General features: G+C 64.2%; 23 protein-coding genes, 1 pseudogene and 1 riboswitch. Of the genes and pseudogenes, 20 read left to right on the top strand and 4 right to left on the bottom strand.

Features of this window, described 5'->3' with window-relative positions; genetic code table 11:
• The first annotated feature begins 111 nt into the window (after nucleotides 1-111).
• The gene (gene acs / locus RCH10_RS12480; RefSeq protein WP_409052595.1) at nucleotides 112-2,106 is read left to right on the top strand and encodes an acetate--CoA ligase; all 1,995 of its coding nucleotides are present in this window, start codon (nucleotides 112-114) and stop codon (nucleotides 2,104-2,106) included.
• Between the two features lie 24 nt (nucleotides 2,107-2,130).
• Nucleotides 2,131-2,601 (top strand): LapA family protein, encoded by a 471-nt coding sequence (locus RCH10_RS12475; RefSeq protein ID WP_323497013.1) that lies wholly within the window; start codon nucleotides 2,131-2,133, stop codon nucleotides 2,599-2,601.
• A gap of 25 nt (nucleotides 2,602-2,626) precedes the next feature.
• Here RCH10_RS12475 and RCH10_RS12470 read toward each other — a convergent pair whose 3' ends face one another.
• On the bottom strand, nucleotides 2,627-2,941 hold the full coding sequence (locus tag RCH10_RS12470; RefSeq protein ID WP_323497014.1) for a c-type cytochrome: 315 nt from the start codon (nucleotides 2,939-2,941) through the stop codon (nucleotides 2,627-2,629).
• 102 nt (nucleotides 2,942-3,043) lie between these two features.
• On the opposite strand from RCH10_RS12470, the gene RCH10_RS12465 reads away from it, so the two are divergent.
• On the top strand, nucleotides 3,044-3,301 hold the full coding sequence (locus RCH10_RS12465; protein ID WP_409052594.1) for a TIGR04438 family Trp-rich protein: 258 nt from the start codon (nucleotides 3,044-3,046) through the stop codon (nucleotides 3,299-3,301).
• A 33-nt stretch (nucleotides 3,302-3,334) separates the two neighbouring features.
• Here RCH10_RS12465 and ilvD read toward each other — a convergent pair whose 3' ends face one another.
• Nucleotides 3,335-5,029: a dihydroxy-acid dehydratase gene (gene ilvD / locus RCH10_RS12460; RefSeq protein ID WP_409052593.1), complete on the bottom strand. Its 1,695-nt coding sequence runs from the start codon at nucleotides 5,027-5,029 to the stop codon at nucleotides 3,335-3,337.
• Between the two features lie 97 nt (nucleotides 5,030-5,126).
• Here ilvD and RCH10_RS12455 point away from each other — a divergent pair, with 97 nt between their 5' ends.
• From RCH10_RS12455 to RCH10_RS12430, 6 genes and pseudogenes are all read left to right on the top strand, one after another.
• Entirely contained in the window at nucleotides 5,127-6,065 is a 939-nt protein-coding gene (locus RCH10_RS12455; protein WP_409052592.1) for a LysR family transcriptional regulator, read from the top strand.
• 66 nt (nucleotides 6,066-6,131) lie between these two features.
• A complete protein-coding gene (lgt, locus tag RCH10_RS12450; protein WP_187052259.1) occupies nucleotides 6,132-6,962 on the top strand; it encodes a prolipoprotein diacylglyceryl transferase in 831 nt (276 codons plus the stop codon).
• 18 nt (nucleotides 6,963-6,980) lie between these two features.
• Nucleotides 6,981-7,319: pseudogene (locus tag RCH10_RS12445) on the top strand (malonyl-CoA decarboxylase domain-containing protein); the annotation flags it as partial.
• A gap of 251 nt (nucleotides 7,320-7,570) precedes the next feature.
• Entirely contained in the window at nucleotides 7,571-8,566 is a 996-nt protein-coding gene (locus RCH10_RS12440) for a Bug family tripartite tricarboxylate transporter substrate binding protein (RefSeq protein ID WP_409052591.1), read from the top strand.
• Entirely contained in the window at nucleotides 8,563-9,348 is a 786-nt protein-coding gene (locus RCH10_RS12435; protein WP_409052590.1) for an enoyl-CoA hydratase/isomerase family protein, read from the top strand. The genes RCH10_RS12440 and RCH10_RS12435 overlap by 4 nt, the downstream gene beginning before the upstream one ends.
• 3 nt (nucleotides 9,349-9,351) lie before the next feature.
• Nucleotides 9,352-10,935, top strand: coding sequence for a malonate--CoA ligase (locus RCH10_RS12430; protein ID WP_409052589.1), 1,584 nt, complete (start codon nucleotides 9,352-9,354; stop codon nucleotides 10,933-10,935).
• A gap of 287 nt (nucleotides 10,936-11,222) precedes the next feature.
• Here RCH10_RS12430 and RCH10_RS12425 read toward each other — a convergent pair whose 3' ends face one another.
• Both RCH10_RS12425 and RCH10_RS12420 read right to left on the bottom strand, forming a co-directional pair.
• Entirely contained in the window at nucleotides 11,223-11,612 is a 390-nt protein-coding gene (locus tag RCH10_RS12425; RefSeq protein WP_409052588.1) for a cell division protein ZapA, read from the bottom strand.
• Nucleotides 11,609-11,836, bottom strand: a complete 228-nt coding sequence (locus RCH10_RS12420) for a DUF904 domain-containing protein (RefSeq protein WP_323497021.1) — start codon at nucleotides 11,834-11,836, stop codon at nucleotides 11,609-11,611. The genes RCH10_RS12425 and RCH10_RS12420 overlap by 4 nt, the downstream gene beginning before the upstream one ends.
• Before the next feature lie 41 nt (nucleotides 11,837-11,877).
• A riboswitch (cobalamin riboswitch) is annotated at nucleotides 11,878-12,133 on the top strand.
• A 93-nt stretch (nucleotides 12,134-12,226) separates the two neighbouring features.
• Here RCH10_RS12420 and RCH10_RS12415 point away from each other — a divergent pair.
• The 11 genes from RCH10_RS12415 (at nucleotide 12,227) to RCH10_RS12365 (ending at nucleotide 25,089) form a co-directional block, all read left to right on the top strand.
• Nucleotides 12,227-14,068: a TonB-dependent receptor domain-containing protein gene (locus tag RCH10_RS12415; RefSeq protein WP_409052587.1), complete on the top strand. Its 1,842-nt coding sequence runs from the start codon at nucleotides 12,227-12,229 to the stop codon at nucleotides 14,066-14,068.
• Between the two features lie 40 nt (nucleotides 14,069-14,108).
• Nucleotides 14,109-14,768, top strand: a complete 660-nt coding sequence (locus tag RCH10_RS12410) for a bifunctional adenosylcobinamide kinase/adenosylcobinamide-phosphate guanylyltransferase (RefSeq protein WP_409052673.1) — start codon at nucleotides 14,109-14,111, stop codon at nucleotides 14,766-14,768.
• A 47-nt stretch (nucleotides 14,769-14,815) separates the two neighbouring features.
• Nucleotides 14,816-15,652: an ABC transporter substrate-binding protein gene (locus RCH10_RS12405; RefSeq protein ID WP_409052672.1), complete on the top strand. Its 837-nt coding sequence runs from the start codon at nucleotides 14,816-14,818 to the stop codon at nucleotides 15,650-15,652.
• 10 nt (nucleotides 15,653-15,662) lie between these two features.
• Nucleotides 15,663-16,682: a FecCD family ABC transporter permease gene (locus RCH10_RS12400; protein ID WP_409052586.1), complete on the top strand. Its 1,020-nt coding sequence runs from the start codon at nucleotides 15,663-15,665 to the stop codon at nucleotides 16,680-16,682.
• Nucleotides 16,679-17,452 (top strand): ABC transporter ATP-binding protein, encoded by a 774-nt coding sequence (locus RCH10_RS12395; protein WP_409052585.1) that lies wholly within the window; start codon nucleotides 16,679-16,681, stop codon nucleotides 17,450-17,452. The genes RCH10_RS12400 and RCH10_RS12395 overlap by 4 nt, the downstream gene beginning before the upstream one ends.
• Before the next feature lie 48 nt (nucleotides 17,453-17,500).
• Nucleotides 17,501-18,070: a cob(I)yrinic acid a,c-diamide adenosyltransferase gene (cobO, locus tag RCH10_RS12390; protein WP_409052584.1), complete on the top strand. Its 570-nt coding sequence runs from the start codon at nucleotides 17,501-17,503 to the stop codon at nucleotides 18,068-18,070.
• Nucleotides 18,071-18,072: 2 nt separating this feature from the next.
• Complete coding sequence (bluB, locus tag RCH10_RS12385; RefSeq protein ID WP_409052583.1) at nucleotides 18,073-18,774, top strand: 5,6-dimethylbenzimidazole synthase; 702 nt, start codon at nucleotides 18,073-18,075, stop codon at nucleotides 18,772-18,774.
• A gap of 8 nt (nucleotides 18,775-18,782) precedes the next feature.
• Nucleotides 18,783-19,748 (top strand): adenosylcobinamide-phosphate synthase CbiB, encoded by a 966-nt coding sequence (gene cbiB, locus RCH10_RS12380; RefSeq protein ID WP_409052582.1) that lies wholly within the window; start codon nucleotides 18,783-18,785, stop codon nucleotides 19,746-19,748.
• Nucleotides 19,742-20,740: an aminotransferase class I/II-fold pyridoxal phosphate-dependent enzyme gene (locus tag RCH10_RS12375; RefSeq protein ID WP_409052581.1), complete on the top strand. Its 999-nt coding sequence runs from the start codon at nucleotides 19,742-19,744 to the stop codon at nucleotides 20,738-20,740. The genes cbiB and RCH10_RS12375 overlap by 7 nt, the downstream gene beginning before the upstream one ends.
• A 655-nt stretch (nucleotides 20,741-21,395) precedes the next feature.
• Entirely contained in the window at nucleotides 21,396-22,043 is a 648-nt protein-coding gene (locus RCH10_RS12370; protein WP_409052580.1) for a hypothetical protein, read from the top strand.
• Between the two features lie 127 nt (nucleotides 22,044-22,170).
• On the top strand, nucleotides 22,171-25,089 hold the full coding sequence (locus RCH10_RS12365; RefSeq protein WP_409052579.1) for a beta strand repeat-containing protein: 2,919 nt from the start codon (nucleotides 22,171-22,173) through the stop codon (nucleotides 25,087-25,089).
• Nucleotides 25,090-25,091 lie beyond the last annotated feature (2 nt).

The raw sequence follows: 25,091 nt of genomic DNA, 5'->3' as shown, positions 1-25,091 counted from the left end.
CTACGCCGTCGCGTGTGGCTAATATGGACCCGTCAGTAGCCCGTAAGTGCGCCCGTCGACATTACCGCCCACAGGCGTTCCCGTCATTACAAGCAGGTTCAGGAGACAACCATGAGCAGCGCATCTACGATCGAATCGGTTCTTGTCGAGAACCGTGTTTTTCCTCCTGACGAACGCGCCCAAAACGGCGCGCGCATTGCCAGCATGGCGGCGTATGACGCGCTGTGCAAGGAAGCCCAGAGCGATCCGGAGGGCTTCTGGACGCGCCTCGCCAAAGAGAACCTGACCTGGACGACACCCTTTACGCGCACGCTCGACGAGTCGAACGCGCCGTTTTATCAATGGTTCGGCGACGGCGAACTCAACGCCAGCGCCAACTGCCTCGACAAGCACATGGGCACGCCTGTCGAGAACAAGACGGCGATCATCTTCGAAGCCGACGACGGCACGGTCACCCACGTCACCTACAAGGAACTGCTGGCGCGCGTGAGCCAGTTTGCCAACGGGCTGAAGGCAGCAGGTATTCAGAAGGGCGACCGCGTCATCGTCTACATGCCGATGACGGTCGAGGGTGTCATCGCGATGCAGGCCTGCGCCCGCATCGGTGCAACGCACAGCGTCGTGTTCGGCGGCTTTTCGGCCAAGGCGCTGCAGGAACGCATCATCGACGCCGGTGCCGTGGCGGTGATCACTTCCAACTACCAGATGCGCGGCGGCAAGGAACTGCCGCTGAAGGCGATCGTCGACGACGGCATCGCGCTCGGCGGCTGCGAGTCGATCAAGAACGTGCTGGTGTACGAGCGCACCAAAACCGCCTGCAACATGATCGCGGGCCGCGACAAGACCTTCGACGGGTTGATGCACGGCCAAAGCACCGACTGCCCGGCCACGCCGGTCAATGCAGAGCATCCGCTCTTCATCCTCTACACCTCCGGTTCGACCGGCAAACCCAAGGGTGTCCAGCACGCCACCGGCGGCTATCTGCTGTGGGCCAAGCTCACGATGGACTGGACCTTCGACATTCGTCCCGAAGACGTCTTCTGGTGCACCGCCGACATCGGCTGGATCACCGGCCACACCTACGTCGCCTACGGTCCGCTGGCGGCCGGCGCCACGCAAGTGGTGTTCGAAGGCGTGCCGACGTTCCCGCACGCCGGTCGCTTCTGGCAAATGATCGAGAAGCACAAGGTCTCGATTTTCTACACTGCGCCGACGGCCATCCGCTCGCTGATCAAAGCGGCCGAATCCGACGAAAAGGTGCATCCTAAGAACTGGGATCTGTCGAGCCTGCGCATCCTCGGTTCGGTCGGTGAGCCCATCAATCCTGAAGCCTGGATGTGGTACCACCGGAATATCGGCCACGAGAAATGTCCGATCGTCGACACCTTCTGGCAGACCGAAACGGGCGGCCACGTCATTACGCCGCTGCCGGGCGCCACGCCGCTGGTGCCGGGTTCGTGCACCTTGCCGCTGCCGGGAATCATGGCCGCCATCGTCGATGAAACCGGCAAGGATTTGCCCAACGGCGCCGGCGGCATGCTGGTCATCAAACGGCCGTGGCCTTCGATGATCCGCACCATCTGGAACGACCCGGAGCGCTTCAAGAAGAGCTACTTTCCGGAAGAGATGGGCGGCACGATTTATCTGGCGGGCGACGGCGCCGTGCGCAGCACCGATCGCGGCTACTTTCGCATCACCGGACGCATCGACGACGTACTCAACGTGTCGGGTCACCGGCTCGGCACGATGGAAATCGAATCGGCGCTGGTCTCCAAGACCGACATCGTGGCCGAGGCTGCCGTGGTCGGCCGTCCGGACGATGTGACGGGCGAGGCCGTGTGCGCCTTCGTCGTCCTCAAGCGCGGTCGACCGACCGGCGACGAGGCCAAGCAGATCGCCAACGAACTGCGCGCGTGGGTGGCGAAAGAAATCGGTCCCATCGCCAAGCCCAAGGACATTCGATTTGCCGACAACCTGCCCAAGACGCGCAGCGGCAAGATCATGCGGCGCCTGTTGCGCAGTATCGCCAAGGGCGAAGCCATCACGCAGGACACCTCGACGCTGGAAAATCCCGCGATCCTCGAACAACTCGGTCAAGCATACTGACGGGTCGTTTATCGGGAGTGAATCATGGGTGTCAGAACCGGAGCGTTGGTGTTGGTAGTGGTGTTGATCGCGGCATTGGCTGCGCTCAACTGGGGCGGGCTGTCTGCGCCGACGATCATGTCGATCGGCGTGATGCAGGTGACGGCGCCGCTCGGGCTCATCATGCTGGGGCTGACCGCCTTGCTCGGGCTGATGTTCCTGATCTACGTGTTCTATCTGCAGAGCACGTTGATGCTCGACACGCGTCGCCACACCAAAGAGCTGCAGGCGCAGCGTGAATTGGCCGACAAGGCCGAGGCCTCGCGCTTTACCGAGTTGCGGGCCTTCATCGAGGCGCAGGAGCAGAAACAGGCGACACGTGCCGCCGACATGGAGCGCGCTGTGCTGGCCCGGGTAGATCAGTCGGACAACACGATGGCTGCACACATCGGGCAACTGGAAGACCGGCTGGACCGCCGCTCGGCGACCATCATCACGCCACCGCCGGGCGCCTGACTCGGCGCACCGTCAGCGCTGTCGGTTACTTGGTCGAAAGCACCCAGGCAGCCAGCTTCCGGGCGTCGGCGTCGCTGACTTGCGTGTTGGCCGGCATTGGCACCGGCCCCCAAACACCGGAGCCGCCCTTCTTGATCTTGGTCGCCAGCATGTCGACCGCGCCCTTGTCGTCCTTGTATTTGGCGGCCACGTCCTTGAACGACGGTCCCAGCACCTTGCGCTCGACCGCGTGGCAGCTCATGCAGTTCTTCGATGTCGCCAACACCAAATCAGCCGGATCGGCTATGGCGGTGCCCGTCACCAAGAGGCCGAAAACGACGGAGAACAGTACTTTTTTCATGGATCGTGCTTCGAAGGGCAGGTTACATTCTGGTAACAGGCATTGTAGGTAGCCCGTGTTCCGGCGCCCAATGCCTGATCGATTCCCCCTGAAAGATGCGCCATGTTGTTTCTGCTGATAGGTGTGCTGGGCGCGGTGTTGAAGTACCTCGAGGTCGGCTTCATCGCTCAATGGAGCTGGTGGATCGTGCTGATTCCATTCGCGCTCGCGGTGGCATGGTGGGCTTACGCCGATGCGTCGGGCTACACCAAGCGCCGAGTTATCGAAAAAGAAAACCTGCGCAAGCAAAACCGCATCGACCGCCAGCGCAGCGCGCTGGGCATGTTGAACAGCCGGTCTGCGCAGAAGCGGCGCAAGTAAGCGCAGGGCGATCGAGCGACCGCCTGGCGTCGATCAGTACTTGTCCAGCACCGCACCCGAACTCGCGCTCGACGCATTGAACGCGAACTTGGCCTGCACGCCGCGCGTGTAGCGCGGCGCCGGCGCCTTCCACGCTTTGCGGCGCTTGTCGATCTCGGCTTCGGGCACGTTCAATTCGAGCACCAGCTTGTGCGCGTCGATGGTGATCGAGTCGCCTTCTTCGACGAACGCGATGGTGCCGCCGGCATAGGCTTCCGGAGCGACGTGGCCCACGACCATGCCCCAGGTGCCGCCGGAAAAGCGGCCGTCGGTGATCAGGCCGACAGTTTCACCCAGGCCGGCACCGATCAGCGCGCCGGTAGGGGCCAACATCTCCGGCATGCCCGGTCCGCCCTTGGGGCCGAGGTAGCGCAGCACCATCACGTCGCCAGCGACAATCTTGCCGGCAAGGATGGCGGTCAAGGCCGATTGTTCGTCGTCGAACACGCGCGCCGGGCCGGTGATGACAGGGTTCTTCAGACCGGTGATCTTGGCAACCGCGCCCTCTGGGGACAGGTTGCCCTTGAGGATGGCGAGGTGACCCTGGGCGTACATCGGCTTGTCGATCGGGCGGATCACGTCCTGGTCGGCGCGCGGGACGTCAGGCACGTCTTTCAGCACTTCGGCAATCGTCTGGCCGGTGATGGTGATGCAGTCGCCATGCAACAGGCCGGCCTTCAGCAGCACCTTCATGACTTGCGGAATGCCGCCGGCCTGGTGCAGGTCGACCGCGAGGTACTTGCCGGAGGGCTTGAGGTCACACAGCACCGGCACTTTCTTGCGCATGCGCTCGAAGTCGTCGATGGTCCATTCGACGTCGGCCGTGTGTGCGATCGCCAGGAAGTGCAGCACCGCGTTGGTCGAGCCACCGGTCGCCATGATCACCGCCACCGCGTTCTCGATCGCCTTCTTGGTCACGATGTCGCGCGGCTTCAGGTCCTTCTTGATCGCCTCGATCAGCACCTTGGCCGACTCCTTGGCCGAGTTCTGCTTTTCGTCGTGCGGATTGGCCATGGTCGACGAGTAGGGCAGCGACATGCCGAGTGCCTCGAACGCGCTCGACATCGTGTTCGCGGTGTACATGCCGCCGCACGAGCCGGGACCGGGAATGGCGCGCATCTCGATCTCGCGCAGGTCTTCGTCGCTCATGTTGCCGGCGGCGTTCTGGCCGACCGCTTCGAACACGCTGACGATGTTCAGGTCTTGCCCCTTGTAGCGGCCCGGCAGGATGGTGCCGCCGTAGACGTAGATCGCCGGCACGTTGGCGCGCAGCATGCCCATCATGCCGCCCGGCATGTTCTTGTCGCAGCCGCCGACCACCAGCACGCCGTCCATCCACTGACCACCAACGCAGGTCTCGATGCAGTCGCTGATGACTTCACGGCTGACCAGCGAGTACTTCATGCCTTCGGTGCCCATCGCCATGCCGTCGCTGATGGTCGGTGTGCCAAACACCTGCGCATTGCCGCCGGCTTCCTCGATGCCTTCGATGGCCGCGTCGGCCAGTTTCTGCAGGCCCGAGTTGCACGGTGTGATGGTGCTGTGGCCGTTGGCCACGCCGACCATCGGCTTCTTGAAGTCGGCCTCCTCGTAGCCCATGGCATAGAACATCGAACGGTTGGGCGCGCGCGCTTTGCCTTCGACGATGTTGGCGCTGCGGCGGTTGATCTGGAGGGGTTCGTTGGCCATGGTGTCTCTCGTTGGGTGATCTTGTGGGACACCCAGTATCGGCCGAACGATTGATTGCTTCCAATCCTATTTTTGGAGGCATTGATATGCTGCGCGTATGAAAGAAGCCATCGTGGATCTGCGTGCCTGGCGGCAGTTCGTCGCTGTCGCAGAAGAACTGCACTTTGGGCGCGCGGCAGTGCGACTGCACATGACGCAGCCGCCGGTGACGCAGGCGATCGCGCAGCTCGAGAAGACGCTCGGCGTGATGCTGTTCGACCGAACGCGACGCCGCGTTGCGCTGACTCCGGCCGGCGAAACGTTGTTGCCGGACGTGCGCGAACTGCTGGCGCGAGCACAGGCGCTGCCCGCCCGTGCTCGGGCTGCTGCCGCAGGTGAAGTGGGCCGTGTGCGGCTCGCGTTCGTTTCGACCATCGGCTTCGAGACACTGCCGGCCTGGGTGCGTGAATTCAGGGCGCTGTGCCCCGAGGTCGCGCTCGAACTCGTAGAAGCAACCGGCGATGCGCAGCTCGAAGCCTTTGCGCGTGGCGACATCGACGCCGGCCTCATGCTGCATTCGCCAGGCTTCGCGCCGCCGGGGCTGGAGCGCCTGCCGGTGTCCGAAGAGCCGCTGGTGCTCGCGTTGCCGGCGCGGCATCCGCTGGCCCGCGTAAATCGACCGTCGCTGAGCGACGTGCTGGCGCAACCGCTCGTGATCTTTCCGCGGCGCATCCTGCCTTCCCTGCACGATGCCATCGTCGGTCTGTATCACGCGGCCGGTTTGGCACCTGCCATAGCGCAAGAGGCGATCCAGATGCAGACCATCGTCAACCTCGTCTGGGGCGCCATCGGCGTGGCGTGGGTGCCGCAGAGCGTGACGCAATTCCGTCGTGCCGGCGTGGTTTATAGGAAAGCAGAGGAGCTGGCATCGGCCACGCGGCGCAAGTCGTCACCTGTGTTGCCGGGCTGCGAGACGAGTCTGGTGTGGCCTGCGCAAAATGCCAACGCGGCGCTGGCACGCTTCGTGGCGTTCGTGCGGCAGCGGGGCGGCGGCTGAGTTCGACCGCAGCGACACGCCCGACGCCGACTCGAACATGGCGGCAGGGCGCGGCACAATGTCCGCATGCTCATGTATCCGCAGATCAACCCCGTTGCCCTCCAGCTCGGACCGATCGCCATCCACTGGTATGGCCTGACCTATCTGGCCGCATTCGCGCTTTTCTTTTTTCTGGCGACGCGGCGCCTGCGCCACGAGCCGTACCGGTCGCTCGATAGCGCAGCGGCATGGGCGCGCAAAGACATCGAGGACATGCTGTTCCTCGGCGTGATGGGTGTCATCGTCGGCGGCCGGCTGGGCTATTGCCTCTTCTACAAACCCGGCTACTACCTGACGCATCCGCTCGAAATCTTCTTCGTTTGGCAGGGCGGCATGAGCTTTCACGGCGGCATGCTCGGCGTCATCGCTTCCATGATCTGGTATTCCCATTCGCGGGCGCGGCCGTTCTGGCAGGTGATGGACTTCATCGCGCCGTGCGTGCCGTTGGGGCTGGCGGCGGGGCGCGTCGGCAACTTCATCAACGGCGAGCTGTGGGGCCGCTTCAGCAGTCCCGATCTGCCGTGGGGCATGGTGTTTCCGCAAAGCGGCTCGATGCTGCCGCGGCATCCGTCGCAGGTGTATCAGTTCCTGCTCGAAGGCATTCTGCTGTTCGTGCTGCTGTGGCTCTATGCGCGCAAGGAACGCAAGCAAGGCCAGGTGGCGGCGATGTTCCTGATCGGCTATGGCATCTTCCGTTTCATCGCCGAGTTCTTTCGCGAGCCGGACGACTTTCTCGGGCTGCGGGCGCTCAACCTGAGCCAGGGTCAATGGCTCTGCGTGCCGATGGTGCTGTTCGGCATCGGCCTCTGGTTGTGGGCCGCGCGGCGCCCGGTGCCGGCACGGGTCACGACGTCATAGGAGAGGAACGTGGACATGGCGACCACCGTGAAGCCGGCGCGCAATCATCACCAGTCGGCTGTCGGCACACCCGACGAAGGGCAGGCCGAAATGCGACTGCGCCGCGCGCTGGTGTCGCTCATCGAGAAGCTGATTCGCTACGAGGCGGTGCACGACATCAAGGGCTGGCCCGACGTCAAGAACCGGCTGGACGACAGCGACCGCCGCTGCTACGGATTTTTTCATCCGCGCCTGCCGAACGAGCCGCTGATCTTTGTCGAGGTGGCGATGGTCGACCGCATCAGCGAAGGCATCACGCCACTGCTCGACGAGACCGCGGCCGCCGTGCCGGCTGCCAAGGCAACGACCGCGATCTGGCTCGGCAAGAACGCAACCTTGCTGCTCGGCAAGCTGGACGAGCCGCCGCCATCGGGCAGCTCGTCGGTTCGTTGCCGCCGACGGCCGATCGCGTGCTGGCGGCGCTGGATGCGGCGCAACCTTCGAAGGCTGACGACGCCGCCACGCGCATCGTGCATGGCTGGCCGATGGAAAAGTGGCGGTGTCGGGCGACATCGACGGACTCTTCTTCAAGGGCTGACCCAATCCGCAAACGGCAGAGGACTTTCCGGATGACAGACCCTTTTTCAGTGCTTCCCCGGCGCGACGTATTGCGCCTTGCCGCCGCGAGTGCCGCGGTTCTCAGCGGCGCAGTGCGTGCACAACCCGCCTGGCCCGCCAGGCCCGTCACCATGATCGTGCCGTTCCCCGCGGGCGGCGGCACCGACGCTTTCGCCCGGCCGCTGTCGGGCCAGTTCACCAAACAGACGGGCCAGACGCTGGTCGTCGACAACCGCGGTGGCGCGGGTGGCACGCTCGGCGCGAGCATCGCATCCAAGGGCGCGTCCGATGGCTACCTGCTCTTCATGGGCGCCGTACACCACGCCATCGCGCCGTCGGTGTACCCCAAGCTCGACTACGACATCGAGCGCGATTTCGTGCCGTTGCTGCTGCTCGCCAACGTGCCGCAGGTCGTCGTGGTCAACCCGAAGCGGGTGTCGGCCAACACGATCCAGGAGTTCATCGCAGAGGCCAAGCGCACCCCGGGCAAGCTGAACTACGCATCGGCCGGTGCGGACACGTCGCATCACCTGGCCGGCGAGCTGTTCAAGCTGCAGACCGGCACCTTCATCACGCACATCCCTTACCGCGGTGCCGGGCCGGCGCTGGCCGACCTGATCTCCGGCAACGTCGACGTTATGTTCGATGGCCTCGGCTCGTCTGCGCAGCACATCAAGAGCGGCCACATCAAGGCGCTGATGGTCTCCGGCGCGCAACGCAATCCGGCCTTTCCCAATGTGCCGTGCGCCCGCGAAGCCGGTTTGCCCGACTACACCGTGACCACCTGGTACGGCCTGTGGGCTCCCAAGGGCACGCCTGCCGCGGTGCAGACGCGCATCGTCGACGAGATGAAAAAGGCGATGACCGCCGACGAGTCGAAGACGATCTGGGCCAACAATGGATCGGAGATTCCGAACCTGGTCGGGCCGCAATACGGCGCTTTCGTCAACAGCGAAATCAAGCGCTGGGCTGGCGTCGTGAAAGCCTCGGGGGCCAAGCTCGAATGACGGTTGCGGTGAGCGCCTCGGTCTCTCTGCAGCGCGAGGGCCGCGTCGCATGGGTCACGCTCGCGAACGCATCCAGGCTGAATGCGATGACGCGTGCCATGTGGCGCGAACTGCGTGACGTGTTCGCCGTTGCCGGCAACGACGAAGGCTTGCGGTGCATCGTCGTGCGCGGTGCCGGCAGCGCCTTTTGCGCGGGTGGCGACATCTCGGAGTACCCGTCGTTTCGATTCGACACCGAGCGGCTCCGCGCTTTCCACGAGGACGAGGTGTGGGCCGCGCTACAGGCGATGCTCGACTGCCGCGTGCCATTGGTCGCGCAGATCGAAGGCGCTTGTATGGGCGCCGGCCTGGAGATCGCGAGCTGCTGCGACATCCGCATCGCCGGAGTTTCCGCGAAGTTCGGCGCACCGATCGCCAAGCTGGGCTTCCCGATGGCGCCGCGCGAAGCCGCGTTGGTGCACGGTGCGATTGGTGACGTGCTCGCGCGCGACATGCTGCTGGCGGCCGGCGTGCACAGCGCCGCTCGCTTGTACGACGCGGGCTTTTTGCTGCATGTACTACCCGACGCCGAGGTGCCCGTCGCCGCGCGCGATCACGCGCTGCGAATCGCGGCGCTGGCACCACAAGCCGCGCTATTCAACAAGCGCACTTTTACTGCCTTGAACGAGGCGGTATCGAGCGTGGTTCAAGGCCTGCTGCGGGGCGCCTACGACTATGCCGATTCTCCCGAGCACCGCGAAGGCATTGCCGCCTTTCTCGCCAAACGCTCTCCTGATTTTTGACGCATGACGAAGCCCACCGAAAACGCCAACCTGTTCAGCGCCTTGCGCGCCAACTTTCCGGTCGACCTCGACGCCATCGCAGTAGAGACCGACAACGGCTTGTTCTATTCGTGGCGTGATCTCGAACGCGCCAGCGCCATGATCGCCAACCTGCTCGATGCGCTCGATCTGGAGCCCGGTGCGCGTATCGCAGTGCAGGTCGAAAAATCGGTCGAGGCGATGTTGCTTTACCTGGCGACGCTGCGCGCGGGCTATGTGTTCCTGCCACTCAATACCGCCTACCAAAGCGCGGAGATCCAGTACTTCATCGGCAACGCCGCGCCCGCGGTGGTGGTGTGCACCAGCGGCAATGCGAGCTGGGTCGGGCCCATCGCCAGCTCTGCAGGCACCCAGCACGTGTTCACTCTCGACGACGACCGCACCGGGACGTTGCTCGAAGTAGCGGCGCTGTGCAGCGACCGTCATACCGTTGCGCAAAAAGCCGAAGACGACCTGGCCGCGATCCTCTACACCAGCGGTACCACCGGCCGCAGCAAGGGCGCGATGCTGACGCACCGCAACCTGCTGTCGAACGCGGAACTGCTGAAAGATTATTGGGGCTGGCGCAGCGCTGAAGAGGGTGGCGACGTGCTGATCCATGCCTTGCCGATATTTCACGTGCACGGGCTTTTCGTCGCGATGGATGGCGCGCTGCTCAATGGCAGCAAGATGCTGTGGTTCGGCAAGTTCGACCCGAAGCGCATCGTTGCCCGACTGCCCGAGGCGACGGTGTTCATGGGCGTGCCGACACTTTATGTTCGCCTGCTCGCCGAGCCCGGCCTCACCAAAGAAGCGGTGCGCAACATGCGCCTCTTTATCGCCGGATCGGCGCCGCTGCTGATCGAGACGTTCAACGAGTTTCGCAAGCGCACCGGGCACACCATTCTCGAGCGCTACGGCATGAGTGAAACGGCGATGCTGACCTCCAACCCTTACCGCCCGGTGCAGGGTGAGCGGCGTGGTGGCACGGTCGGGTTCGCGCTGCCGGGTGTGCAGTTGCGCGTGATGTCGAGCGAAGAGGGTGAAAGCGAAGGACAAGGAGGTTTGGGTCGCGAGTGCACCACCGACGAGATAGGCAACATCGAGGTCAGCGGCCCCAACGTGTTCGCCGGTTACTGGCGCATGCCGGAGAAGACCAAAGAAGAGTTCACCGTCGACGGCTATTTCAAGACCGGCGACGTTGGCAAGATCGACGGGCTCGGCTACATCACCATCGTAGGGCGCAGCAAGGACCTGATCATCAGCGGCGGCTACAACGTGTACCCGGCGGAGATCGAGGGTTACCTCAACGAGATGCCCGGCGTCGCGGAAAGTGCGGTGGTCGGCGTGCCGCACGCCGACTTCGGCGAGGTGGGCGTGGCCATCGTCATCGCCAAAGGCGGCGCCACACTCGACGCTGATGCGATGCTGGCCGCCCTGAAATCGATGCTGGCCAATTTCAAGATACCCAAGCGCTGCTTCGTCGTTGCCGAACTGCCGCGAAACGCCATGGGCAAGGTTCAGAAGGCGCGGCTGCGAGAGCAGCACAAGGCGTTGTTCTCGCGCTAACCTCGAGAACAAACCCGCACCCAAAAAAACGGCCCCGGGATCCTAAGGATCTCGGGGCCGTTGTTTCGAATAGGTGTCTGCGAATGGAGCCGAACCCGCATCCTGAACCAGGGTTCAGGTGGGCGAGGGCAGCAGGGCTTCGGGTTCATCTAACGCGAGATGATCACGCCTACCTAGCGATGTACCAAGCCCGGCTCCGGAGAGCATTGGAACAAGGAAATATTAAGTTCGACAACACCGCAGACAAGGACGAGTCTACGCCAGCCCCACGCTCGCTGTGTAGGCCATCAGAGCAAATGTCCATCGCCCGCGAGGGCATTGTCGAGGCGCTGCAAAAGCTGCGGCAGGCGAGGGTCGTCCACGTCGGCGTGATTCGCTGTATCTGAGGGCGTGGCCATCGGCAAGAGCGGTGCGACCGGGCTCCCGGCTGCGGCGACGGGCGGGGGCGCGACCGCCACTTCGGCAGCAGATGCGGCCTGCGCCTGAATCAAATCGAACGCGATATTCAGCGAGGCCAGCACGGCGATGCGGTCGCGCGCCTTCACCTTGCCGGCATCGCGAATCTTGCACATGGCAGCGTCGACGTGGTCGACCGCGCTGCGCAATTGCGACTCGCCGTCTGCTGGGCAGCCGAGCAAATAGCTCTGGCCCATGATCTGTACTTCTATCTGCTTCATGCTGCGGAATCTTCAGGAGAGGGTGGGTCGGCCGGCAGCCTTTCGAGCAGCGCGTCGATGCGCGTTCGAGCGGCCGCGAGCCGCGATTTGAGCGCGTCGCGCTCCCGCGTCAGCGCATCGACCTGTTCCTGCAACAGCGCATTGGTGCGTTGCACCTCTTCGTGGCGAACCAGGAGGCGCTCGACTCGGTCGGCGATCTGGTCAATGGGACTGGCGGCGGACATGGGTCTGGATTGTAGGTTCCCGCGATTGCAAGTTCTTTCAATTTAGAATCCGCCCCGTTGGTGCTCGCGCCGTGGTTCACGCGGCGCAGTTCAACGGGAAGCAGGAGTCGCGGTCTTCACCATAACGAAAACCGAAGCCACCTGCGCTGCCCCCGCAACGGTCAAACAGACGATGCCGGCGTTCATGCGCCGACATCACTTTCCCCAGCAGCCACTGGGCGCCCTGAAACAGGCGCCTGGGAAGGCGGGTCGAGCACTCTGTCAGCCCGGATACCGGCCAACGAAGCGGCAAGCCGCGCGCGTCACCGTTGGGTGGTGCGCGCAGCCGGCCATTACGCTCAATTACCGGCGGGGAAGCCGGTGACGGGCATTGCTATCCGGTCCTTTCAAATGAAAACCAGTGTTCCCCTGCTTGCCGCCTTGCTGCAAGTGCCACTCCTTGCGCTCGCACAAAGCCCGTCATCGCTCAGCGAAACGGTGGTCACCGCGACCCGCGTGCCCCAGCCCCGGTCTGAATTGGTCGCTGATGTGTCGATCGTCGACCGTGAAACGATCGAGCGCAGCGGCGCCGTCGGCGTTGCTGATGTGTTGGCACGTCTACCTGGCGTCGAAATCACGCGCAACGGTGGTGTCGGCAACACAACCAGCGTGTTCCTTCGCGGCGCCGACACGCGTTTCACGGCTGTGTATGTCGATGGCGTGCGTGTCGATTCGCAGTCGACCGGCGGTGCTACATGGGAAAGCATTCCGCTGGCGCAGATCGACCGCATTGAAGTGCTGCGAGGCCCGGCCGCTGCGGTCTACGGCTCCGACGCCATTGGCGGCGTCATCCAGCTCTTCACGCGGCGCGGCGAAGGGGCTGCCACTCCGTACGTCGGCTTCGGTTTCGGCAGCAAAGGCTTGCGTACATCGCAGGCCGGTGTCAGTGGTTCGGCCGGCGCTTTCGACTATTCGATCGGCGCGGCGTACCAGGAAAACGCTGGGTTCGACGTACGCACGCCATCGGTCGCCAACCATGATCCGGACAAGGACTACTACCATGCGAGCTCGGCTAATGTGCGACTCGGCTACCAGATCAACGCGCAGCACCGGATCGACGCCACGGTGCTCGAGAGCGAAACCAATTCGGGCTACGACAACTATGGCTACAACCCGAAGCAGCCGGTGAACGACCGCAATCTCTACCATTTGCGAACCGCCGGCCTGAGTTGGTCGGCGCAGTGGACAGAGGCCTACAGCACCAAGCTTTCGGTGACCGACTCAAACTCGCGATACGAAACGACGCCGTCGGCTTACATCACGCAAACGCAGCTGCGCAATTACCTGTTCCAGAACGAGTACCGCCTCGGCGCCAGCCTGTTCACCGCGGCTTTAGAGCGTCGTGAGGACAAGCTCTTCAACCCGGCACTGGACAGCTTCAGCACCACCATCTTCAGGAAGCGCTCACAAGACGCGCTGGCGCTCGGTTACGGTTTCAATCAGGGCGCCCATTCGCTGCAACTGAACGTGCGTCATGACAACGACAGCGAGTTCGGTGGCAAGACCACCGGCAGCGCAGCCTATGGCTATTCGTTTGCGCAGAACTGGCGTGCGACCGCTTCGGCTGGCACGGCATTCCGCGCACCCACCCTGTACCAGCGCTTCAGCGAATACGGCAACGCGGCCCTGCAGCCCGAGACCTCGCTCAACGCCGAGATCGGATTGCGATTCGCCGATGCCGCGACAGCAGGCAGTATCGTGGCCTACCGCAATCGCGTGCGAAATCTCATCACTTTCGACAATGACTCGACCGCGTGCAGCTCCGGCTTCGGTTGCTACGCGAACACCGCCCGCGCCGTGCTGCGGGGCGTTACCCTCGCGGGCAGCCATCACATCGGCGACGTGACGTTGCGCGGTTCGCTCGACTTCCAGGACCCGAAGGACGCCGAGACAGACAAGCTGCTGGCCTTGCGCTCGCGTAGGCATGCCACGCTGGGTGCTGACTGGCGTGTTGCCGGATGGACCTTGGGTGCCGAAGTTCAGGCCTCGGGCTTTCGCTATGCGGAAGCGGCCAACAAAAAGACGCTTGGTGGTTACACGCTGTTCAATCTCAGTGCGAGCACCGAGATTGTTCGCGACGTCACGCTTTTGGCGCGCGTCGACAACTTGGGTGACAAAAACTACCAGCTGGTCGATGGCTACGCAACTCCGGGCCGTGCTGTCTATGTCGGTGTCAAGTGGCAGCCACACTGAACGCCATCACGACGGCCTGCGCAATGGCCCGCCGCTGACGATGCCGCATTCCGCGTACCCCGATAAACGCGCGGCTGACCGGTCGCGCGAGTTCATCCTCGGCGGCCAGAGGAGCGGCAAGTCGCGACTCGCCGAGCAGCGGGCGGTCGACTGGCTCGCTGCGTCATCCGATCACCGCGCGGTGATGGTGGCGACGGCGCAGGCGCACGACGACGAGATGCGCGCGCGCATCCTGCGACACCGGCAGGACCGCGCTCTTCGCTTGCCAGCGATGTCAACTGTCGAAGAGTCTTCCGCACTGGCCGAGGCCATCGTTGCGCATTCCGCTGCCGATACGATGGTGGTGGTCGACTGTCTTACGCTGTGGCTTACCCACCTGCTGATGCCTCACACGCCCCACACGCCCCACACGCCCCACATGCCGTATGCGTCGGACGGTCCGGCGACGGACATGGACTTACCTCTCGACGCGACCCAGCGTATTGCAATGCTCGTCGCTGCCTTACGCGGCGCGCGCGGCCCGATCGTGCTGGTCGGCAACGAGATCGGCCTCGGCGTCATCCCATTGGGCGGTGAAACGCGTGCTTTCGTCGATGCGTTGGGCCGGCTCAACCAGGAAGTGGCCACGGCATGCGATCGCGTCACGCTGATGGTGGCCGGCTTGCCGCTGACGTTGAAGGCACCGGCGCCGCCGGTTTGACGGACATGAACAAGATCATCACGGCGCTCTGGACCATCTGCGTGCCGATGGCGCTGATGTTTGTGGCAGCGCTGCCGGCGCGTGCCGTGATCGTCACCGACGAACGCGGCGTCGCCGTCGACTTTCCGCAGCCGCCGCAACGCATCGTCGCGCTGCTGCCATCGCTCACCGAATCGGTCTGCGCACTTGGCGCCTGCAGCCGGCTCGTCGGTGTTGACCGCTATTCGAATTCACCCGAGCTGGTGCGCGCGTTGCCGCAAGTGGGCGGCGGCCTCGACCCGAACGTCGAAGCCATCGTCGCGCTGAGGCCCGACGTGGTGCTGCTCGCCAAGTCGTCGCGCGTCACGCAGCGGCTGGAGCAACTCGGGCTCAAGGTGCTGGTGCTGGAGCCGAAGAACCATGCCGACGTGCAACGTGTGCTCGATGCGCTCGGTCAGATGCTCGGCGCCGACGATGCGCAGCGCGTGTGGCGTGCGATCGATGCCAGCGTGTCGGCTGCGGCGCAGTCGCTACCGCCCGAAGCCCGGCGGACGCGCGTGTACTTCGAGATCAACAGCACGCCGTACGCGGCGGGTGAGAGCTCCTTCATCGGCGAGACGCTGACGCGGCTGGGCGTGAAGAACATCGTGCCAACCGCGCTCGGACCGTTTCCCAAGCTCAACCCGGAGTACGTCGTTCGCGCCAATCCGGACCTCATCATGGTGGGCGAGCGCAGTGCGCAAGGGCTTGAACAACGGCCCGGCTGGTCACTGATTCGTGCCGTGCGCGACGGGCACATTTGCCGCTTCACTGCGGCGCAGTCCGACGTGCTGGTGCGGCCCGGCCCGCGCATGGGCGAGGCAGCCCGTTTGATGGCGCAGTGCATCGTGGACCAGTCGAAATGACGCAACAACGATGAGCCTCGCTCAAGTCGATCAGCACCGCCGCGCCCTCACGCTGGGCGTTGTTCTGCTCGCGTTGGGTCTTGTGCTCGTGGTGGTCGGCATCGGTATCGGCAGCACCGGTTTCAAAAGTGTGGTGGCCGCCTGGCGGGATCCGGTCGCATTGCAGATCGTCCGCGAGATCCGACTGCCGCGCACCCTCGGCGCCTGGCTCGCCGGCGCGCTGCTCGGCCTGGCCGGTGCGGTGGCGCAGGGGCTCTTTCGCAATCCGTTGGCCGACCCTTATCTGCTTGGCAGCGCATCGGGCGCATCGCTCGGCGTGGCGGTCGCGCTGGTCGTCTTCGGGGCCTCGCCGGCCAGCACGCAGTGGGTGGTCCGGCTCGGCCTCACGGGTGCGGCCTTCGTCGGCGCTGTGCTGGCGGTGCTGCTCACGCTGCTGCTGGCGCGCGGTGTGCAGCAAACGCTGCGGCTGTTGCTGGCCGGCGTGATCGTCGGCGTCGTGCTCGGCGCGGCCAAGGATCTCATCACCATTGCCTCGGCCGACCTGCTTCAGGCGATCCAGGCGTTCATGCTGGGCAGCACCGGCCTCATCGGCTGGAGCGCTTGCGGGGTGATGGCCGCGTTGGCGGTGGTGTGCCTCGTGTGCGCATGGGCGTTGGCGCCGGTGCTCGATGGCCTTGCGCTCGGCGAGGCCACGGCTCGCAGCCTCGGCTTGCCGCTTGGCGCGATGCGCATGGCGCTGGTCGCGGTGCTGTCGATGGCGACGGGCGCCGCTGTCGCGCAGACCGGATTGATCGCGTTCGTGGGCCTCGCTGCGCCGCACTTGGTGCGCTCTGCCGTCAAGACCACGCACGCGCGGCTGATCGTGCTGTCGGCGTTGATGGGCGGGCTGCTGTTGATGGCGGCCGACCTGCTGGCACGCTGGCTCGTGGCGCCGCAGGAGTTGCCCGTCGGCGTGCTTACGGGAGTTCTCGGCGGCTCGTATCTGCTGTGGCTCATGCACCGGCGCAGTTCGAGGGGCGGCCTTTCATGACGCGCGCCGCCGTCGAGTGCAAGTCGTTGACCGCCGTTCTCGGCACCTCGGAGGTTCTGCACGGCATTGACCTCGCGATCGAGACCGGTCGCTGGACCAGCATCGTCGGTCCGAATGGCGCTGGCAAGTCGACCTTGTTGAAGGCGCTTGCAGGCCTGCTCCCGCACGACGGCGAGGTGCATCTCTTCGGCGAACCGATGGCAAAACTTTCGGGTCGCACGCGCGCCCAGCAGCTCTCCTGGCTGGGGCAAAGCGGAGCGGGCGAGGGCAGCGCCGACGATCTGATGGTCTACGACGTGGCGATGCTCGGCCGCTTGCCGCATCAGCGCTGGCTGACCGCACCGAGCGAAACCGATCGCGCCGCCGTCGAGCGCGCGCTGCGCAGCACGCAGGCGTGGGACTGGCGCATGCGGCCGCTCGGCCAGCTCTCCGGCGGCGAGCGGCAGCGCGTCTTGCTGGCGCGCGCGCTGGCGGTCGAAGCGCAACTGCTGCTCATGGACGAGCCGCTCGCCAATCTCGATCCACCGCACCAGGCCGACTGGATGAAGACCGCGCGTACGCTCGTCGTCGAAGGGCGCACGGTGGTGAGCGTGCTGCACGAACTCTCGATGGCGCTGGCGGCCGATGCGCTCGTGGTCATGGCGGGTGGCCGCGTGCTGCATCACGGCGCATGCAGCGACCCCGCGACCCATGAAGCGCTCGAAGAAGTGTTCGATCGTCGCATTCGCATCCACCGCGTGGCGGAGCAATGGATCGCCCTGCCTCGCTGAACTCGCCGCATTCAACCGCACAAGCGCACCACCGCAGGACCGACTCTCATGGAAATTGAAACACCACCTTCGGCCAAGCCGTATGAAAAGCCCGAAGGGGAGCGCCGCGGCATCGTCATCGTCAACACCGGCGATGGCAAGGGAAAAAGCACTGCGGCTTTCGGTCTGGCCTTGCGCGCGCATGGGCGCGGCAAGTCAGTGAAGGTCTGGCAATTCATGAAAGCGCCAAGCGCGCTCTTAGGTGAACACCGGATGTTCGAGCAACTCGGCATCCCGATCGAAGGCCTCGGCGACGGCTTCGGCTGGAAAGACCAGCACCTCGAACAGTCGGGCCAGCTTGCGCGCGATGGCTGGTTGAAGGCCAAGGCGTCGATCCTCTCGGGCGACTATTTCTTGGTGGTGCTCGACGAGATCACCTACCCGCTCATCTGCGGCTGGTTGCCACTCGACGACGTGCTGGTCACGTTGCGCGAAAGGCCCAAGGAGGTGCACGTCGTGCTCACTGGTCGGCGCTGCCCGCCGGAGTTGATCGAACTCGCCGATACGGTCACGGAGATGCAGATGGTCAAGCACGCGTTCACGGCCGGCATCCCGACGCAACGCGACAGCGAGGACTGACCATGTCGCAGCCGACGCCAGACGCCTTCGCAGCAGCCGATCAGCGCGCCGTGTACCGCGCCATCCATCAGCGTCGCGACATGCGGCACTTTGCCGGCGGCGAGGTGGCACCCGCGTTGCTGCGCCGGCTGCTCGACGCTGCGCACCATGCGCCCAGCGTCGGCTTCATGCAGCCGTGGCGATTCATCCGCATCCGCGATGCAGCGCTGCGCCAGCGACTTCACGGCCTGGTCGAGCAGGAGCGCGTTCAGACGGCGCAGGCGCTCGGCGAGCGCGAAGACGCGTTCATGCGGCTCAAGGTGGAGGGCTTGCTCGAAGCAGCCGAAGTGCTGGCCGTGACGCTCACCGACGGACGCGAGCGCCATGTGTTCGGCCGCCGCACCTTGCCGCAAATGGACCTTGCCTCTGCCGCTTGCGCCATCCAGAACCTGTGGCTCGCGGCGCGGGCCGAAGGGATGGGCATGGGGTGGGTTTCGCTGTTCGATCCTGTCGCGGTCGGCGCGTTGCTCGGTCTGCCGGAAGGCGCGGAGCCGATCGCCTTGCTGTGCCTGGGTCCGGTGCATGGCTTCTACGACGAGCCGATGCTGCAGCGCGAGCGTTGGGCGCAACGCTCTCCCTTGTCGTCGATGGTGTTCGACGATCGCTGGGGTCGGCCCTCGGCCTTGTTCGACGCGCCGCAGGTCGGTACCTGCAACTCGGACTGAGTGGCCGCGTGACGACTGCCTTCGACGCGTTGCCGTGGGTCGCCAGCGCGGGCGTTTTGAGCGGCGCGCTTTGGTTGGCCCTCGCGATCGATCACTGGTTCGGCGAGCCTCCGGTGCGCTGGCATCCGGTGGTGTGGATGGGCAACTACCTCGACCGGATCGGGCGGTGCATTCCGACGCCGTCGGCGCAAGCTTTTGCGGCGGGCGCTGTGGCGTGGTGCGGCGGTGCGGGCGTCGTGTTCATCGTCGCCATCGTGCTGCAGAGGTGGCTGCTCGAACTGCCCGCGTGGGCGACCATCGCGTCGTTGGCGTTGCTGCTCAAGCCGCTGCTCTCATGGCGCATGTTGCATCGCGAAGTCGTCGCGGTGGAGGTCGCCCTGGGTGCGTCGCTCGACGCGGGCCGCGCGCAACTCGCAAGGCTGGTCAGTCGCGACGTCGCCGCACTGACCGAAAGCGAAGTGCGCGAAAGCGCCATCGAATCGCTGGCAGAGAACCTCAATGATTCGGTGATTGCGCCGATCTTCTGGTTCATGTTGCTCGGTTTGCCCGGTGCCGCCGTCTATCGCTTTGCGAACACCGCCGATGCGATGTGGGGCTACCGCGGCACACGCGGCGGGCGCGACTGGACATGGGCCGGCAAGTGGGCGGCGCGGGCGGATGACGCGCTGTCCTGGGTGCCGGCCCGCATCACGGCTTTGCTGCTGATGGTGTCGGTGCGCCCGTCGCATGCAGCGCTTAGGGCCTGGTGCGAATTGCGCCGCGAGGCAGCCCGAACGCCGTCGCCGAACAGCGGCTGGCCCATGGCCGCCATGGCTTTGGCTCTCGGGGTGCGGCTCGGTAAGCCGGGTGTGTACGCGCTCAACGCGCCGGCGCGGCCACCGGTTGCGGCCGACACGGCGCGCGCCGTAGTACTCGGCCACCGGGTCTTGCTGGCGCTGGCGGCCATCGCCGCCGTGACCGCACTGGCATGGTGAACGACCTATCGGACGAGCACGGTGGCCCCGATGCTGCCGGTGCCGTACCGCACGACTTTTCCAGCAACGGCAATGGCTGCGGTCCCTGTCCGATAGCACTGAAGGCGCTGCAGTCGGTCGATGCGAGCCGCTATCCCGACCCGCGCTCGATCAGGTTGCGCGAGCGACTCGCTGCGTTTCACGGCGTCGATTCAGCGCGCATCGTGATCGCGGCGAGTGCGAGCGAATTCATTCACCGCATCACAGCTGCCGTGGCGCAGGGTGGTGGCCGATGCGTCGCGCTGCCGGCACAAAGTTACGGCGACTACGCCCGCGTCGCGCGGGGCTGGTCTTTCGATATCGTGCGCGAGGCATCGGACTGGAGCGTCGTCGACCTGGCGTGGTCTTGCGATCCGTCGAGTCCGCTCGGGCAAACCCCGACGGGACTCCCGGCACTGCTCGATGCGATGGAGGCGCGGCGCGCCCCTGTGGTTGTCGACTTCGCCTATGCGCCCCTCCGACTGACAGGCGATCCCGCGCTGACCGAAGCACAGCGTGACCGCGTATGGCAACTGTGGACGCCCAACAAGGCGCTCGGATGCACCGGCATCCGCGCGGCCTACGGCATCGCGCCCAAGGTCGGCGCCCAGCGCCTGCGTGAGCGCGTCGATGCACTCGCGCCGTCGTGGCCGCTCGGCGCCCACGGCGCCGCGCTGCTGGATTGCTGGACGCAAGAGGACGCCCAGGTGTGGCTTGCCGAGAGCCGGCATACCCTAAGAGCGTGGAAGACCGTGCAATGCGAATTGCTTAGGGACGCGACCGACTGGCGGCTCCTGTCCAGCGATGCCAATTTCTTCTGCGTCGAACCCCGTGTTCCGCTGACACCCTTGCTTACACGATTGCGCGCCGCCGGAGTCAAGTTGCGCGACTGCACCTCGTTCGGGTTGCCCGGTTACCTGCGGATGGCGGTGTTACCACCGGCGAGTTTGCAGGCGCTGTTGTCGGCTATATAAGTTCACCCCTGGATTTCATCGAAGCCACGGATGCGACCGTCCGGCATCGAACAATTCGAAATCCCCGCAATTGATTTGCCTTCGGCAATGAATTGATATCTTCGCGCGGTGAATCTCTTCTATTGATTGCCTTGCGGCCTCGGTCGAATGGGCCGCTGCACGCCAAAGTGCCCACTCGCCGGCAGACCTGCCTTGCTCGCTATCGCAGCGTCAGCAAATAACCACTGCCAACCCTTTTGGTACGTGCGAGCTGCTCTGCAGGGCGACGTTAAGACCGCCTTGCTCATCCGATTCCTTCGAGAGTTGTTGTTTGCGCACATCCATGCGTTTTTGCGGTGGGTTGGCACGTCTCAAACGTTACATAACCAATCAAAAAACACACTTTGGTACATAAATAGGTTTCATAAATATTGAATACAAAAGTTTTTTTGTAGTTGACAAAGGTGAACTAAATGTAATTAAGAAATTAATAAAGTAAATACTGTCGTGATCGTGCTAATTCGTGATTTTGTTCACCTTCGTTTTTGACGTTTACAAATAAAGTTCGCGGCATTCGGAGCCCATGAGCAAAAAGCTTTTGCCGAATTATCAATTCACGACGACTGTTAATGAATTGTCTTTATCCCTTTTAACTGACCTTTGAACTGGAGTTTTCATGTCAATTACCAATTTGTCTGCCGCCACTCGTCGACCTGCCGGAAAGATCCTTGCGCGTCTGGCCGCTCGAATCCATGCCGGCGTCGTGCTGGTGACTTTCCTGGCTGTGCCGGCATTCGCTCAGACTGTCGTTGCCAAAGACGCTGCAGCCGTTGCTGAGAAAAAAGTCGTCGCTGTGGTCCTGACACAGTCGAAGGTGGTCAAGGCCGCCGACGGCACCGAGCAGCTGCAGGACGCAGCTTCGGTCAAGCCGGGTGACATCGTCGAATACAAGGCGACGTACACCAACAACACCGGCAAGGCCGTGACCGGACTGGTCGCAAACCTGCCGATTCCAGAAGGCCTCGAGTACCTCCCGAAAAGCGCCAAACCCGGCGCTGCATTGGTCAAGGCTGCTGCCAAGGATGGCGTCTTCGCCGCCGAGCCTCTTACCCACATCGTGGCGGGCAAGACCGAACCGGTTGCATACGGTGACTACCGGTCGTTGCGCTGGACGCTTGGGCAGTTGCCTGCCAACGGCGTGACTGCCGTGTCGGCCCGCGCCAAGGTGCAGATCGTCGTGCCGCCTGCACCAAAGACATCCGCAGCCGCGCCGCAGGCGCCTCCGGTTGCCGTGCAGCCCGCTGCCAGCGGCACGCCGCGCTGATAACGACGCCCTCGTGGTTTCTCCTTCTTTCTTTGTTTGACGTGCACCCCGGTCATTGCTTTTCACCAACGAGAGCACTTGCCGGGTTTTTTTTGTTCCTTTTTTGATCACCTCCAGGAGAAATCAAGTGCTTTCCAATTCGCCAACCCGTCGCGCAGGCTTCCAGCCGCGCAAGACATGGGCTGGCGCCGCAATCCTGACGCTGGGCTTCCTTTTTGGAAGTTCCGGAGTCATGGCCGCAGCGCCGCCCGCCAACACCATCATCGGGAACCAGGCCTCGGCCACGTACCTCGATCCGAATGGAGCCAGTCAACTGGCGACCTCTAACCTGGTGCAGACCACGGTTCAGCAAGTCGGCTCCTTCACGCTGGACACCGTTTCATCGGTGACCACGACCGTCATCAACACCAAGACCGGCGCTGCAGGCGCTACGGTGTATGCGCCTCACGTCCTGACCAACACCGGCAACGGCACCGACACTTTCAGTCTGTCGATCGCCGCACCTGCCAGCCCGAACGGCTTCACGCAGGTCCAGGTGTTCGCGGATGTCAACGGCGACGGTTTGCCGGACAGCACGACACCGTTGTGTACCGCCGTGCCCACTGCCGCCTGTAACGTCACCGCACAGACAGTCGCCGGCAACAACGGCGTGTTTCAGTTCGTAGTCGCTTACTCGATCCCGGGTACCGCGACGACCTCGTCGTTCACCTCGCCTGTCTCGGCCACGATCACTGCCACACCGACGACCACGGCGCTTTACGCCGTTGGCAACACGTCGGCAGCCGACGTCGATCACGTGAACCTCACGACCGGTGCGGCTTTCAACTCGACGAAGGGCTTGAACGTTCCGGCGGTTCCATGGTCGGCCAATGGCGGCGTGTGGCCTACCGCTTCGGCCAGCGGCCCGCGCTCAGCGGCGAGCTGTTTAGCGACTGTCGCGGGTGCTACGACACCAAGCGCTGGTTGCGTGTACACCGTGTACACGTTGAATTTCAGCAACACCGGCGCTGCAGCCGGCATGTTCGCGATCAAGGACACCTTGCCCGCAGGCTTCACGTACGTTCCTGGCTCTGCCGTCTGGAGCAATGCTCCTGGCGTCGCCCTGACCGACGCAGCCCTGGGTGATTCGACCGGCATCGACTACCAGGCATCCGGCAACGTCGTGACCGCCGTGGTGAACTCGTTGGGCGCCAACGTTTCGCAAACGATCAGCTTTGTGGTGATGGTGAACAACACGGCCGTCATCGGCACGTCGACCACCACCAACACCGCGATGTACAACCCGATCGACGCGACAGGCTCCACCTCGAGCGCCCCGACCGGTGTGACTTCGCCGACCAATCCTGCGTCGTTCACCGTCACGGGCACCTTCGGCATCGTCCTGGGTTCTGCTGCCGGTAGCTCAACGACAGCGATCGACACCAGCGCTGGCGTGCCCAATGCAACCGCCAACGACACCACCACGATTGCCAGCGCCGCCGCCGGCAGCACGGTGAAGTTCACGCAGACGGTGTTCAACACCGGCAACTCGAGCGACATCGTCAATCTGACGGCCGCCTTGGGTAGCTTCCCTGCGGGCACGACCTTCAAGTTCTTTGCCGCCGATGGCCTGACGCCGTTGATCGACAACAACAGCGATGGCGTTGTGGACACGGGCCCGATCGCGGCCGGCTTGAGTGCGACGATCGTGGTTGCAGCCACGCTGCCTTCGCCAGCAGTCATTCCCACGGGTCCGTTCAGCGCGATCGTTACGGGTACATCGACTGGCGACAGCACGAAGTCTGAAACGACGCGCGACACCATCACCGCCCTTGTTGGCGTGCTGGTCGACCTGACCAATACCGCGAGCGGCAATGGCGTGAGCGGCACCACCGGCAACGGCGACGTCGGCACGGGCCCAAGCCCTAGCCCGACCACGACGAACTCCACGGCGGCCGGTACCGGCACGGTCTTCACGTTGTTCGTGAAGAACAACGACACGGTTGCCAATACCTACAGCCTTGCGGCGAGCCAGACGACGTCCTTCCCAGGCAGCCTGCCCGCTGGATGGACGGTCAAGTTCGTGGCTTCCGGTGGCACCTGTGCATCGGCTGCCATCACCACGGTGGCCGTGACGGCCAATGGCGGCCAGACGCAAGTTGAAGCCTGCGTGACGCCACCCGCCTCGCAAGTGGCAGTGACCGCGCAGTTCATCTACTTCCAGATTCGCTCGACCCTCGCAACGTCGACGGGTGCTACCGCCATCGACACCAAGACAGACGCCGTGACGGTGACTCTTGCCGCGACGTACAGCGCCACGCTGACGCCAAACAACAATGGTCAAGTCGCACCAGGCGGCTCTGTTGTGTATGCCCACACGCTGACCAACACCGGTGCCCAGAGCTGCGCAGGACCGTACACGGTTGCTGCAGCGCTGCCGCCTGCCGACGTCAGCGCCGGTTGGACAACCGCGCTGTATATCGACAACAACGGCGACGGCATGATCGATGCTGGTGACACGCTGATCTCGGGCTCCATTGCCGGCCCGCTGTTGGCAAGTGGCACGCAAAAGCTGCTGGTCAAGGTGTTCGCACCGGGCGGCGCCACAGCAGGCGCAACCGACACGGCTACTGTGACGGTGACATTCCCCGCTGGCGCAACCTCGTGCGGCACGCCATCGGCGACCGACCTGAGCACTGTCGTGACCGGCCAGATGCGCCTTGACAAGCTGCAAGCGCTCGACACGGCTTGCACCGGTTTGGTCACGCCAGTCGCAGCCACTGCACTGGTTGCCAAGCCAGGCGAATGCATCGTCTACAAGATCGTCGCGACCAACCAGGGCGCAGCCCCGGTCACGCAGATGTCGATCAACGACGCAGTGCCGGCCTACACCAGCCTCACGGGTGCCACGCAACCGGGCACGCGGTGCAGCTCCGTCAACACGACTCCGGTGCTTGCCAATGCGAACTACGCATCGACCGCCTCCACGGTGAGCTGCGGTACGGCCGCCACCGTCCAGCCCGGCGGCAGCGCCACGCTGATGTTCAACGTCAAGGTCAACTTCTGATC

The sequence above is a fragment of the Variovorax sp. GrIS 2.14 genome (assembly GCF_046115955.1).
In the GTDB taxonomy this organism is placed as follows: Bacteria; Pseudomonadota; Gammaproteobacteria; order Burkholderiales; family Burkholderiaceae_C; genus Variovorax.
The sequence above is the reverse complement of the archived record's forward strand: the minus strand, read 5'-3'. Positions and strand labels throughout refer to the sequence as shown.